This is a genomic window from Pigmentiphaga sp. NML080357 (assembly GCF_002188465.1).
Classification (GTDB): Bacteria; Pseudomonadota; Gammaproteobacteria; order Burkholderiales; family Burkholderiaceae_B; genus Pigmentiphaga.
Window position 1 is genome coordinate 653,675 of the sequence record NZ_NINW01000049.1, and the last position, 13,058, is coordinate 666,732.

Consider the following 13,058-nt stretch of genomic DNA (forward strand, 5'->3'; position numbering starts at 1 on the left):
ATGCACTCGCTGCTTGCCTACGCCCATCGCCATGCCCCGCTGTTGACGGCCGTCGGGCTGCTCGTGGCCTGGGAGCTTGCCTGCCGCTTGTTCGCGGTGCCGGCCTATGTGTTTCCCGCGCCGTCGGAGATCGTGCGTGCCGCCGGAACGTTTACCGTGCCGCAATTGTTCGGCCATTTCCGCAGCACGGTGGAAGTGGTGATCGCCGGCTTCATCGCCGCCATTGCCGTCAGCTTCCCGGTCGCGGTCATGATTACCCATTCGCCGCTGCTGTCGCGCACGCTGGTGCCGATACTGGTGGTCATCCATTCGACGCCCATCGTCGCGGTGGCGCCCATCATCGTCGTCGCGCTGGGGGCGGGCGTGCTGCCGCGCGTGGTCATTACCTGCCTGATCACCTTCTTTCCGCTGGTGATTTCGCTGGTGGCGGGGTTGCGGTCGACGCCAGCCGAAATCCTGGAGCTCTCGCGCTCGCTGCGTGCCAGCCGCAACCGCGAACTCTGGTTCATCCGCATGCCGTTCGCGGTGCCCTACATTTTCAGCGCGCTCAAGGTTTGCATCACGCTGGCCGTCATCGGCGCGGTGGTGGGCGAGTTCGTCACCGCCGAGAGCGGCCTGGGCTACCTGATTCTGTTCTCCACGTCGATGATGAAAATGCCGCAGTCTTTCGTGGCGTTGGCCATCCTCGTCGTGCTGAGCCTGCTGCTTTACCAGGCGATCGAGCGGGTCGAGCGCAGGTGGTTCGCGTGGAGCCTGCCCAGGCGGGATCCTGCATGAGGATCGCGGCGCATCGTCACCGTGGCAGGCTCCAGCGATACAGGGCCCGGTAGCGCAACCCGGTTTCCCGCGCTGCCGAACAATACAGGCCCAGGCTGTCGAACGCCGCCGGCGGCGCCTGCGGCATGGCCGGGATCGGCGGCACCGCGCGATCGTGCGCGAAACGCGCCAGCGTGACGTGCGGCCGGAAGGGCCGGGCTTCGACCGGCAGATCCATGGTTCGCAAGATGGCCTGGATCTGGGCCACCAGGGCGCGAAGCCTGTCGGAAAGCGCGTAGGCCTGAACCGCTACGCGCGGGTGCGCGGGCTGCGGCCAGAGCTCGAACGCGAGACTGTCGAGCGGCGGCACGGCGGCAGCGAGCGGGCGCAGCGCTTCGGCCAGCCGGTCGGCCTGGCTGGCGTCCAATCCGCCGAGGAAGGCCAGGGTGAGATGCAGATCGGCGGGCCGCAGAGGCGTGCCGGGCAGGCGCGCGGCGCGGTCCGCCAATTCCGCGCGCGTGGCGGCATCCGGCCCCAGGGCGATGAAACAGCGCGGATAGCCGGGAGGCGGGGCGAGGGGCATGCGGTGTCCTTGAATGTTTCTGCGGGTAAGCGCGAAGCCGGGCGGCGCCGGGCCCGCGGTATCGTGGCGGATGGCACCGTCCGGTGCAAGGCTGCCTGGAAGCGCCCATGCCGCGTATTGTCTTCGCTCCCGCCATACAGCGCCACGTCGCCGTGGCTGCGCAGGATATCGCCGCAGGCACCGTGCGCGAGGCGCTCGATGCGGCGTTCGCGGTCGAGCCCAGGCTGCGCGGCTACATCCTCGACGACCAGCGGCGTTTGCGCGCCCATCTGGCCATATTCGTCGACGGCGTGGCCGTGCGCGACCGCGCCGGCTTGACCGATATGGTGCCTGCCGGCAGCGAGGTCTACGTGGTGCAGGCGCTGTCCGGCGGCTGACCGGCCCGGCGGGCGAGGAGAGGACATCATGAGCGATCATCTGCTGGTTGCGACCCGCAAGGGCTTGTTCGGATTTCGGCGCGGCGCGGGCGGCCGATGGCGGAATGACGAGACGGCCTTCCTGGGGGAGCCGGTCAATCTCGTACTGGCCGATGCGCGCGACGGCAACTGCTATGCCGCGCTCAACCTCGGGCACTTCGGCGTCAAGCTGCACCGTCGCCGTCCGGGCCAGGACTGGCAGGAGTGCGCCGTGCCCGTCTATCCGCCGCAGCCGGACGCCGGCGGCGGCGCGCCGGAAGACAAGGCATCGGTTGCGTGGACCTTGCAGCAGATCTGGGCCCTGGAGGCCGGCGGCGCCGACCAGCCCGGCGCGCTGTGGGCGGGCACCATTCCCGGGGGGCTGTTTCGGTCGGACGACTGCGGCGATAGCTGGACGCTGGTGCGGTCGCTCTGGGACCGGCCCGAGCGCGCCGAATGGTTCGGTGGCGGCTACGACGCGGCCGGCATCCATTCGGTCTGCGTCGATCCGCGCGATAGCGGCCACGTGACGCTGGCCGTGTCGTGCGGCGGCGTCTGGCAGACGCGCGATGGCGGCGCCAACTGGGCCTGTACCACCGCCGGCATGCGGGCCGACTACATGCCGCCCGAGCGCGCCGAAGACCCGGTCATCCAGGATCCGCATCGCATGGTGTCGTGCCGCGATGCGCCCGATGCCTTGTGGGTCCAGCACCATAACGGCATTTTCCGGTCGGTCGACGGCGGCATGGCCTGGGAAGCCCGGGAGGCGCAACCGTCGAGCTTCGGCTTCGCGGTCGCGGTGCATCCGGCGGACCCGCATACCGCGTGGTTCGTGCCGGCGATCAAGGATGCCTGCCGCGTGCCGGTGGAAGGCCGCTTCGTCGTCACCCGCACGCGCGACGGCGGGGCGACCTTCCAGGCCCTGAGCCGCGGCTTGCCGGAGGGGCCGGCCTACGACCTGGTCTATCGCCACGGCCTGGACGTGGATGCGAGCGGCAATCGCCTGGCGATGGGCTCCACCACCGGCGGCCTGTGGCTGACCGAGGACGGCGGCGACGAGTGGACCTGCATCTCGACCCATCTGCCGCCCATCCTGGCGCTGCGCTTTGCTTGAGGCGGATGGGAACGACGAGCACGGACCGGCGCCGCCCGGATCCCGGCCTCGCGGGTAAACCCTCCTGGCCGCGAGGGTCATTCGCTTGCTAGGATTTGATCAAATATCGAATATCTAATATTGGAATCTGGCGCGCACCTCGGGGGAACCATGCCGGCAGACATCGCCCACCTCATCGACGACCGGCCCGGCGACGGCATATTCCGCGTTCATCGCGACGTCTTCCGCCGCGAGGATGTCTTCGCCCGGGAAATGGACCGCTTCTTCCACGGCGGCTGGGTGTTCGTCGCCCACGCCTCCCAGGTGCCCGAACCCCAGGATTACCTGACGACCGGCATCGGCCGGCAGCCGCTGGTCGTCATGCGCGGCCACGACGGCGCGCTGCGCTGCTTCCACAATTCCTGTCGCCACAAGGGCGCCCTGGTCTGCCACCACCGGCGCGGCAATCGCCGCACCCATGTCTGCCACTACCACGGCTGGGCCTACGGCAGCGACGGGCGCAACCTGGGCGTCAAGGGCAAGGCGCAGGGCGACTATCCCGCCGCCTTCGACGACGACAGCCACGACCTCCAGCCGGTCGCCCGTTTCGCGGAATATCGCGGTTTCCTGTTCGCCAGCCTGACGGCCGAGGTGCCGCCGCTCGACGAACATCTGGGCGACATCCGGCGCTTCATCGACATGGCGGTCGACCAGAGCGAAGCCGGCCTGGAGATCGTGCCGGGAGCGGTCACCTATACCTATCGCGCCAACTGGAAGCTGCAACTGGAGAATTCCACCGACGCCTATCACTTCACGTCCACGCATCCGTCCTACCTGCGGCTGCTGGACCGGCGCTCCGGCATGGCCGGGCGCACCGACGTCGAGGCGGCGATCTGGCAGGCAGGCGGCAAGAAGCGCGAGGAAATGATGGGGTCCTTCGGCTTTCCCAATGGACACGCGCTGGTGTGGACCACCTCGCCGGTGGAGAACCATCCCCTGTATGCCCGCCTGCCCGAACTGCGCGCGCGCGTGGGCGATACGCGCGCCGAATGGATGCTGCGCACGCGCCAGTGCAACGTCTTCCCCAACCTGCAGCTGGCCTCCAACGCGGCCCTGCAGATGCGCGTGATCCGCCCGCTGGCGGTGGACCTGACCGAGATCACCTCTTATTGCCTGGCCCCGGTCGGCGAGGATGCCGAGCAGCGGCGCCAGCGCCTGCGCCAGTACGAGGATTTCTTCAATCCCAGCGGCCTGGCAACGCCCGACGACACGGTCACCTTCGAGGACTGCCAGCGCGGCTTCGAAAGTGGCGAGATCGAATGGCAGCAAGGCTATGCGCGCGGCATGGGGCGGGTGGTGAAGGGGGCCGACACCCATGCGGCGGAACTGGACATCGCGCCCGACACGTCGATCTCGGGGCCGTTCGAAATGAGCGACGAAACCGTGTTCCACGCGCTCTATCGCAACTGGTCGAGGAAACTCGCATGAGCCGGCTGGCGCTGGAAGTGCAGGCCGACGCGCAGGCCGTCGTGTTCCAGGAGGCCGCCCACCTGGACGCGCAGCGCTGGGACGACTGGCTGGCGCTGTATGCCGAGGACGCGAGTTTCTGGCTGCCGGCCTGGACCGACGAACATCGCCTGTCGGTATCGCCGGACAGCGAGTTGTCGTTGATGTATTGCGCCGCGCGCGCGGGCCTGGAAGACCGGGTCTGGCGGGTGCGGTCCGGGCTGTCGGTCGCGTCCACTCCCTTGCCCCGTACCTGTCACGCCGTGACGGGATGCGTGGCGACGGCGGCCGGCGAAGGACGGGTGCGGGTCGAGTCGGCCTGGACCTGCCATGTCTACAACGTCAAGCACCGCGACCAGCACACCTTCTTCGGCCGCTACGAGCACCTGCTGCGGCCGAAAGGCGAGGGCTGGCGCATCGCCGCCAAGAAGATCGTGCTGATGAACGACGTCATTCCCACCATGATCGATTTCTACTGCGTCTAGGATGGCCGCCATGCTCCCTGCCCTGGGCGAAATCAAACCCGTCGTGCGGTCCTCGGTGTCCGACGCGGTCTACCAGGCCCTGCGCAACAAGCTGATGCACGGCGAATATCCGGCCGGCCAGCTCCTGGGCATCCAGGATCTCGCCAATGCGCTGGAAACGAGCACCATGCCGGTGCGCGAGGCGCTGCGCCAACTGGTGGCGCAGCAGGGGCTGGAGCCCATGCGCAGCGGCACCGTGCGCGTGCCCCTGATCACGCCGGGGCGCCTGGAGGACATCCGGCGCGCCCGCGTGCTGATCGAGGGCACCGTGACCGAATGGGCGGGGCCGCGCCTGACGCCGGCGCAGCTCGACGAACTCGAACGCCTCGCGGCCGAGATCACGGTGGCGCGCCGCTCGCGCGAAGGGCTGGCCGACAGCCTCGAGAAGAACCGCATCTTCCACTACACCATCTACCAGGCGGCCCAGTCGCCGGTGATGCTCGCCATGATCGACAGCCTGTGGCTGCAATCGGGGGCATACCTGCGCGCCACGCGGGAGTTCCTGCATACCGACACCATCGCCGCGGACCATCTGCACGAATCCGCCGTCGCCGCGTTGCGGGCGGGGGACTATGCACAGGCTCGCAAGTACATCGAAACGGACGTGAGCTGGGTGTTCGACCGGCTCAGCGCCGTGCCCGACGCCATGAGCCGGTAATGCGCCGGCCCGCCCCACCCTTGCGCGGCCGCCGCCGGCCGTGCCGCCGAACCGGGAGTCCACGACCATGAGTACCAAGCGCCTGCGATCCGACATCACCCGCGATGGGTTGGACCGGACGCCACATCGCGCCTTCATGCGCGCCACCGGGCTGGACGACGCAGATATCGCCAAGCCCATGGTCGGCATCGTCAGCATGCGGGGCGACCTGAGTCCGTGCAACATGACGCATGCCCCGCAGGTCGATGCCGCCCGCCTCGGCGTGGTGGCCGCCGGCGGCACGCCGCGCGAGTTCGCCACCATCTCGGTGTCCGACGGCATCGGCATGAACCACGAGGGGATGAAGTTCTCGCTCGTCAGCCGCGAGCTCATCGCCGACTCCATCGAGGCGGTGGTGCACGGCCATGCGCACGACGGCCTGATCGCCTTCGGCGGCTGCGACAAAACCTTGCCCGGCGCGATGATGGGGCTGGTCCGCTGCAACGTTCCCGGCGTGTTCGTCTACGGCGGCAGCGCCTTGCCCGGCCGCTTCGAAGGGCGCGACGTGACGGTGCTCGACGCCTACGAGGCCGTGGGCGCCGCGCAGACCGGCAAGATGAGCGAAGAAAAGGTCATGCTGCTCGAGCGCGCCTGCAAGCCGACCATCGGCGCTTGCGCCGGCCAGTTCACCGCCAACACCATGGCCATGGTGGCCGAGGCGCTGGGGCTGACCGTGCCCAACTCGGCCATGGTACCGGGCGTCTATTCCGAGCGGCTCGACATCGCGCGCCGCGCCGGGCAGATCGTGATGGACATCATCGAGAAGGGCGGCCCCCTGCCGCGCGACATCGTCACGCGCAAGGCGCTGGAAAACGCCTGCGCGCTGGTGGCGGCCACCGGCGGGTCGACCAACGCCGCGCTGCACATTCCCGCCATCGCCAACGAAGCCGGCATCCCCTTTACCGTGGACGACGTGGCCGAGGTCTTCGCCCGCACGCCGCTCATCGGCGACCTGCGGCCAGGGGGCAAGTACGTGGCCAAGGATGTCTACGACATCGGCGGCGTGTCGGTACTCATACGCGAGCTGGTGCGCAGCGGCCATATCGACGGCTCGTGCATCACCGTGACCGGCCGTACGCTGGCCGAAGAGCACGGCGCGGCGCCCGATCCCGACGACAGGGTCGTGCGCAGCGCCGACCGGCCCATCCTGGTCGACGGCGGCCTGGCCGTGCTCAAGGGCAATCTCGCGCCCAGCGGCGCGCTGCTGAAGGTCGCGGGCCTGGCCAAGCGTGTGCATGAAGGCCCGGCGCGGGTATTCGACGGCGAGGACGCCTGTGCCCAGGCCGTCAGCCAGCGCCGCTACGCCGAGGGCGACGTGCTCATCATCCGCTACGAGGGTCCGGTGGGCGGTCCCGGCATGCGCGAGATGCTCGGGGTGACGGCGATGATCTACGGCCAGCAGATGGGCGAGAAGGTCGCGCTGCTGACTGACGGCCGTTTCTCCGGCGCCACCCGCGGCATCTGCGTGGGCCACATCGCGCCCGAGGCGGCCGCCGGCGGACCGCTCGCACTGGTGCGCGACGGCGACCGCATCCGCATCGACGGCGACGCCCGCACGCTGGAGCTGCTCGTGGACGAGGCCGAGCTCGCTCGCCGGCGCGCCGCCTGGCAGCCGCCACCGCCCAATCACAAGGCGGGACTGCTCTCCAAGTACGCCAAGACGGTCGGACAGGCCGACACCGGCGCGGTCACGCACGCCGGCGGAGCGCAATGGCCGGAGCCCGCCAGGTTTGCGGAATGAAGGGGTGCCGCAAGGCGAAGCATGTGTACGCGCGGTCCATCGCCCGGGTTTGACGATGGGCGGACTGCGGCATCAACGTAAAGAGGAAGCGAGATGAGCACGGCAAGACTGGGATATCTGGGCATGGGGCTGATGGGACTGCCCATGTCGTTGCGGCTGCGGGCCGCGGGCCATGCGCTCTGCGTCTGGAACCGATCGCCGGCCAAGACCGCGCCGGCGCGCGCGGCAGGCGCCAGCGTGGCGGCGAGCCCGGCCGAGGTCGCGCGCGGCGCGGACATCGTTTTCATGTGCCTGACCGATGCCGCGGCGGTGGAAGAAGTGGTGTTCGGCGAGGGCGGCCTCGCGTCGGCGCCCGGCGAGGGCCGGATCGTGGTGGACTTCTCTTCGATCACGCCCGAGGCCACGCGCGACATCGCCGCCCGGCTGGCCGCTGCCAACGGCATGCGCTGGATGGACGCCCCGGTTTCCGGCGGCACCAAGGGGGCGGAGGAAGGCTCGCTGGCCATCATGGCCGGGGGCAGCCAGGACGATTTCGAACGCGTCCGGCCGTACGTGCTGCAGATGGCGCAGCGTTTCACGCTCATGGGCCCGCTGGGCGCCGGCCAGACCACCAAGCTGTGCAACCAGATCATCGTCGGCGGCACCATGGCCATCCTGGCCGAAGCCACGCGCCTCGCGGCCAATTCCGGCATCGATCCGCTGCTGTTGCCCCAGGCCCTGGCCGGGGGCTTCGCCGATTCCAAGCCGCTGCAGTTGTTCCTGCCGCGCATGGCGCAGGGCATCCACCATCCGCCCATCGGCCACACCTACACCATGCTCAAGGACCTGGACAGCGTCGTCGAACTGGCGCGCCAGACCGGCACGCCGGTGCCGATGACCGCCGTGGCCTCGCAGATGTTCCGCCTGGTCACCGCTACCCGCGGGCCCGAGTCAGAAGCGCTGGAAATCTACAAGCTGAGCGAAAAGGCGTCTGCCTGAAACCCTATCGTCAACCCGCCTGGGAGTTCGTCATGAAGAAAACCGCCGCGCTGGCCTTGGCTGGCGTCATTGCCGCATGGTCCATTCCCGCCGCCGCCCAGCAGGTGATCCGCGTGGGCTGGTTGATTCCCGCCGAGGAAGCCAAGTACTGGATGATGAAGCGGCCGGCCGAGTTCCCGCAGATCGGCTCCAAGTACAAGATCGAATGGGTGCAGTTCCAGGGCACTTCGCCGGTCATGCAAGGGTTCGCCGCCAAGGCGGTGGATTGCGGCACGCAAACGCCCCTGTCCATCGGCCAGGGGCTGATCGAGGCGAAGGTGCAGACCTCCGTCGTTGCTCAGCACGTCTTCGAGACGCCAAACAGTTTCTCGGTGTACTGGGCGGTCAAGGAAGATTCGCCGATCAAGAGTGTCAAGGACCTCAAAGGCAAGCGCATCGGCGTGTCGGTAATCGGCGCGGGCGTTTATGCACCGCTGGTGCAGATGCTGGAGAAGAACGGCATCGATCCCAAGACCGACGTCAAGCTGATCGAGACCGGATTCGCGCCGTCGGAGGACGCCATCCGCTCGGGCCGGGTGGACGTGGGTGTGCTGAACCAGCCGTTCGCCGCGCGCGCCGAGGCCAAGGGCGGATTGCGCAAGCTGTTCTCGGTGGCCGACCAGCAGCCCAACTTCGTGCATATCCTGGAAGCCTGCCGCAAGGATTTCGTCGATCAGCATCCCGAAGTGGTGAAAGCCTACGTGCGTGACCTGACGACGGCGATGGGCAAGGTATTGGCCAACCGCGCCGAGACGCTGAAGATCGTCTCGGAAGTGACCAAGGCGCCGGTTCCCGTGCTCGACACCTACTTGCTCAAGGCCAACGATTTCGCGCGCGATCCCGGCATGGCGCCCAATTTCCCCGCCATCCAGAGCCTGCTCGACAGCTTCACGGCGGCGGGACTGATGTCGAAGAAAGTGGACGTGGCCGCGTTCAAGAACGGCGACATCCACGCTCCCATCAAGTAGCGGTCGATGCAGGAGCCCCGCCGGGCGGGGCTCGCTCCGGAAGGGTTCCATGATTTCCATCAAGCAGGTCTCCCAGGTCTTCGCCGTTGGCAAGGGCGAGCGGCACGTCGCGCTGTCCGATGTCTCGCTCGATCTCGGCGACGGCGAGTTCATCTCCATCCTCGGGCCCTCGGGCTGCGGCAAATCCACGCTGTTGTATATCGTCGGCGGCTTCGTCAGGCAGAGCTCGGGCACGGTCGAGATCGACGGCCGGCCGGTAGCCGGGCCGGGGCCGGACCGCGGACCGGTGTTCCAGGAGTTCGCGCTCTATCCGTGGAAGACGGTGCTGGGCAACGTCAGCTACGGCCTGCGCCAGCAGGGCGTGGCCCGCCCCGCGGCGGAGGCGCGCGCCCGCGAACTGCTGTCCATGGTGGGCCTGTCCGGCTACGAGGATTTCTACGCCAAGCAGCTTTCGGGCGGCATGAAGCAGCGCGTGGCCATCGCGCGCACGCTGGCCTACGATCCGGCGGTGCTGCTGATGGACGAGCCGTTCGGCGCGCTCGACGCGCATACCCGCAACCGGCTGCAGAACGACCTGCTCAGGATCTGGGAGCGCGACAGGAAAAGCGTGCTGTTCGTCACGCACAGCGTGGAAGAGGCCGTCTACCTGTCCGACCGCGTCGTCGTGCTGACCAAGTCGCCAGGGCGGATCAAGGAAATCATCGAGATCGACCTGCCGAGGCCTCGCATCCGCTCCGAATTGCTGCTCAATCCCAAGTACCAGCAGTACGTCATCGACATCGAAGCCATGATAGACACGCAGCCCGAGCCGGAGGCCGCGTCGTGAGGCCGCTGCTGCGCGCCCCCGGCATGTCGGCGCTGCTGGTGTGCGCCGCGCTGCTGGCGGTCTGGGAAATCGCCGCGCGGCTGTACGGCAATCCCGGACTGCCCACGGCCTTCGCCGCGCTGTGCGAGTTGCCGCGCATCTTCGCCGATCCGCAGGCGGCATTCGACATCCTGGATTCGCTGCGGCGCATGGTGATCGGGTTCGCGCTGGCGCTTGTCGTGGCGGCGCCCATCGGACTGCTGATGGGCCGCTCGCCGGTGGCCGAAGCGCTGATGAATCCGCTGCTGATGGTGGTCTATCCCATCCCCAAGGCCGCGCTGATGCCGCTGATTATGCTGTGGCTGGGCGTGGGCGATGCGTCCAAGATCCTGGTGGTGTTCCTCGGCGTGAGCCTGCCCCTGCTGTACCACAGCTACCAGGGCGCCCGCGCGGTGGAAGAAAAAATGCTGTGGTCGGCCGCCGCCATGGGCATGAACGGCGCGCAGCGCATGTTCAGGATCGTGCTGCCGGCGGCCTTGCCCGAGATACTGACCGGCTGCCGCACCGGCATCGTCATGGGCCTGATCACCATGATCACCAGCGAAATGATCTCGCGCCAGACGGGCGCCGGCAACATCCTCTTCAACGCCATGGACATGGCGCAGTACGAGACCGTCTACGCCATGATCATCGTCATCGGCGCGCTGGGCATCCTGCTCGACGTGTGCTTCGAGGCGGTACGCGCGCGCCTGACGAAATGGGCCGATAAAGACGCCGACGCCACGGTGGCCGCCCTATGAACAAGTCCCGCCGCATTCCCGCGATCATCGGCGCCATTCCCATCGTCCTCATCCTGGCGGCCTGGCAGGGTCTGGCCATGTCGGGACGGGTCTCGGAAAGCCAGCTTCCCAGCCTGTACGCCGTCGCGCTGCGCTTCCTCGAGCAGATGGCCTCGCCCGCGTTCCTTGCCGACGCCGGCGTGACCCTGTTCCGGCTGTTCGTGGGTTTTTTCATCGCGCTGGTGCTCGGCATCGGGCTCGGGCTCGCCGCCGCGCGGTCGCGGTTCGGCGCCGCGGTCATCGTGCCGCTGGTCCGCGTGCTGGGCCCCTTGCCCAAGGTCGCGCTGTATCCGGCGTTCATCCTGCTGCTGGGCTTCGATCATGCTTCCAAGGTGGCCCTGGTCGTGGCCGACGCCACGTTTCCCATCCTGCTGGCGACGCTGCATGGCGCCAGCACCGTCGAGCCCAAGCTGGTCTGGTCGGCCCTGGCCGCGGGGACGCCGCGCTCGCGCATCGTGACCTCCATCGTGCTGCCCGCCGCCATGCCCTCCATCCTGACCGGTTGCCGCATCGGTCTGGTCATTTCCTGCGTGGTGGTGTTCCTGGCGGAAATGATCACCTCCACCGACGGACTCGGCCACCAGCTCGTCATCGCCTCGCGCAGCTTCATCACCGTCGACATGTTCGTCGCGCTGATTGCGATATCGTTGCTGGGGCTGGTGCTGAATTTCCTCCTGGGCCGCGCGCGCAAATTCTTCCTGCGCGGTTTTCCGGAGGAGTCCTGACCGCCTGTTCCCTTTCCACGTTCTCGTCCGGACGCCGCTTCGCCCATGATCCGATTCTCGGCCAACCTGTCCATGCTGTTTCTCGAAGTGCCTGAACTCGAGCGGCCGGCGGCCGCCCGGCGCGCCGGATTCGACGCCGTCGAGATCCAGTTTCCCTATGGCCATCCTGCCGAACGCTGGCACGATGCGCTGCGCGAGGCGGGCGTCGAACTGGTCCTGTTCAATGTCCCGGCCGGAGACTTGATGGGGGGCGGCCAGGGACTGGCGGGCGTGCCGGGCCGGGAGGCGGCTTTTCGCGATGCGGTGGACGAGGCGGCGGCGGTGGCGCGGGTGCTGCGGCCCCGCCACGTCAATGTGCTCGCGGGATGTCCGGCGGCCGGGCACGGGCGCGAGCGCTGCCTGGACACGCTGGCGGCCAACCTGGCCTACGCCGCCGAGGTCATGGCCGACGCCGGCGTGGGCGTGGTCACCGAGGCGGTCAATACGGTGGACCGGCCCGGCTATCTGATCGACGGCACGCAGTCCGCGCTCGACGTGATCGATCGCGCCGGGCATGCGAATCTGCGCATCCAGTATGACCTTTATCACATGCAGATCATGGAGGGTGATCTGATCCGCAGCTTGCGCACGCATTGGGCGCGCATCGGGCACATTCAGTTTGCCGATAACCCGGGGCGCCATGAGCCTGGAACCGGCGAGATCCATTTCGCGAATGTGTTCGCGGAGATCGAGCGATTGCCTTACGACGGGTTCGTCGGCGCCGAGTACGTGCCGTCGCGTCGTACCGAGGAGACGCTGGCCTGGCTGGAAGGGCGCAGACGTTAGCGATCTCGGGTGGGTGCGGGCAGTTCTTAACCCGTCCTTGGTCGGTGGGGCGGGGCGAGCCCCTATCGGGGCGCAGCGGAGCCGGTCCCGCTGCGCGGGACTTCCCGGCGAGGGCGGGCTGGGCGGGGCGGGCGCAGAACTCGCGCGGGGACAGTCCACAGGACTGTCCCTACTGCCGCGCTCAAACAGCTGCGCCCTTGCTTCCCCGCCCAGCCCGCCCTCGCCGGCGGCTCCGAATGCGCCCCGATAGGGGCTCGCCCCGCCCCACCGACCAAGGACTCCGGCGGTGATCAGTGACGATCGCTGGCGGAGAAACGCGAGGTTCTATATCCAATTCAATAAGACGACTGTCTTGGAGTTCATTGACCTGCGTGCCAAACGGTGAAGGTCTTGTCCGATGCGCGGGCCGGGCGTAAGGGTAGTCGCATAAGATGACGCTCTATTTGCCCCCCCCTGCGTCGTCACACCGTCACGCATGTTTTTCACTGTTCTTAAGATCACCTCTGGTCCATGTCCAGTCGTGCTAGTTAGCCCCCACCTCACATCACGCCCTCCTCCGCCTGTCACGCTGACCTACCGTCGTC

The 13,058-nt window shown here is 68.1% G+C and carries 14 protein-coding genes; 13 read left to right on the forward strand and 1 reads right to left on the reverse strand.

Features of this window, described 5'->3' with window-relative positions:
- Positions 1-777 carry an ABC transporter permease gene (locus tag CDO44_RS25675; RefSeq protein ID WP_087783051.1) on the forward strand — a complete coding sequence of 259 codons (777 nt, stop codon included), beginning with the start codon at positions 1-3 and terminating at the stop codon, positions 775-777.
- Positions 778-793: 16 nt separating this feature from the next.
- Here the strand turns inward: CDO44_RS25675 and thpR are convergent, their stop codons facing one another.
- A complete protein-coding gene (thpR, locus tag CDO44_RS25680) occupies positions 794-1,339 on the reverse strand; it encodes an RNA 2',3'-cyclic phosphodiesterase (RefSeq protein WP_087783052.1) in 546 nt (181 codons plus the stop codon).
- A gap of 107 nt (positions 1,340-1,446) precedes the next feature.
- On the opposite strand from thpR, the gene CDO44_RS25685 reads away from it, so the two are divergent.
- The 12 genes from CDO44_RS25685 (at position 1,447) to CDO44_RS25740 (ending at position 12,474) form a co-directional block, all read left to right on the forward strand.
- The gene (locus CDO44_RS25685) at positions 1,447-1,716 is read left to right on the forward strand and encodes a MoaD/ThiS family protein (RefSeq protein WP_087783053.1); all 270 of its coding nucleotides are present in this window, start codon (positions 1,447-1,449) and stop codon (positions 1,714-1,716) included.
- A 28-nt stretch (positions 1,717-1,744) separates the two neighbouring features.
- Positions 1,745-2,848, forward strand: coding sequence for a sialidase (locus tag CDO44_RS25690; RefSeq protein WP_087783054.1), 1,104 nt, complete (start codon positions 1,745-1,747; stop codon positions 2,846-2,848).
- Positions 2,849-2,998: 150 nt separating this feature from the next.
- Entirely contained in the window at positions 2,999-4,315 is a 1,317-nt protein-coding gene (locus CDO44_RS25695) for an SRPBCC family protein (protein WP_087783055.1), read from the forward strand.
- Entirely contained in the window at positions 4,312-4,818 is a 507-nt protein-coding gene (locus CDO44_RS25700) for an aromatic-ring-hydroxylating dioxygenase subunit beta (RefSeq protein WP_087783056.1), read from the forward strand. Before CDO44_RS25695 ends, CDO44_RS25700 begins: the two co-directional genes overlap by 4 nt.
- Before the next feature lie 10 nt (positions 4,819-4,828).
- Complete coding sequence (locus tag CDO44_RS25705) at positions 4,829-5,515, forward strand: GntR family transcriptional regulator (protein ID WP_198951443.1); 687 nt, start codon at positions 4,829-4,831, stop codon at positions 5,513-5,515.
- A 67-nt stretch (positions 5,516-5,582) separates the two neighbouring features.
- On the forward strand, positions 5,583-7,295 hold the full coding sequence (gene ilvD / locus CDO44_RS25710) for a dihydroxy-acid dehydratase (protein WP_087783058.1): 1,713 nt from the start codon (positions 5,583-5,585) through the stop codon (positions 7,293-7,295).
- A 93-nt stretch (positions 7,296-7,388) separates the two neighbouring features.
- Positions 7,389-8,273 (forward strand): NAD(P)-dependent oxidoreductase, encoded by an 885-nt coding sequence (locus CDO44_RS25715; protein ID WP_087783059.1) that lies wholly within the window; start codon positions 7,389-7,391, stop codon positions 8,271-8,273.
- A gap of 32 nt (positions 8,274-8,305) precedes the next feature.
- Complete coding sequence (locus CDO44_RS25720; protein WP_087783060.1) at positions 8,306-9,280, forward strand: ABC transporter substrate-binding protein; 975 nt, start codon at positions 8,306-8,308, stop codon at positions 9,278-9,280.
- A gap of 49 nt (positions 9,281-9,329) precedes the next feature.
- A complete protein-coding gene (locus CDO44_RS25725; RefSeq protein ID WP_087783061.1) occupies positions 9,330-10,106 on the forward strand; it encodes an ABC transporter ATP-binding protein in 777 nt (258 codons plus the stop codon).
- Positions 10,103-10,885, forward strand: a complete 783-nt coding sequence (locus tag CDO44_RS25730; RefSeq protein WP_233146351.1) for an ABC transporter permease — start codon at positions 10,103-10,105, stop codon at positions 10,883-10,885. Before CDO44_RS25725 ends, CDO44_RS25730 begins: the two co-directional genes overlap by 4 nt.
- Positions 10,882-11,649, forward strand: coding sequence for an ABC transporter permease (locus tag CDO44_RS25735; RefSeq protein ID WP_087783062.1), 768 nt, complete (start codon positions 10,882-10,884; stop codon positions 11,647-11,649). Before CDO44_RS25730 ends, CDO44_RS25735 begins: the two co-directional genes overlap by 4 nt.
- Positions 11,650-11,694: 45 nt before the next feature.
- Positions 11,695-12,474: a hydroxypyruvate isomerase family protein gene (locus tag CDO44_RS25740; RefSeq protein ID WP_087783063.1), complete on the forward strand. Its 780-nt coding sequence runs from the start codon at positions 11,695-11,697 to the stop codon at positions 12,472-12,474.
- Positions 12,475-13,058: the final 584 nt, after the last annotated feature.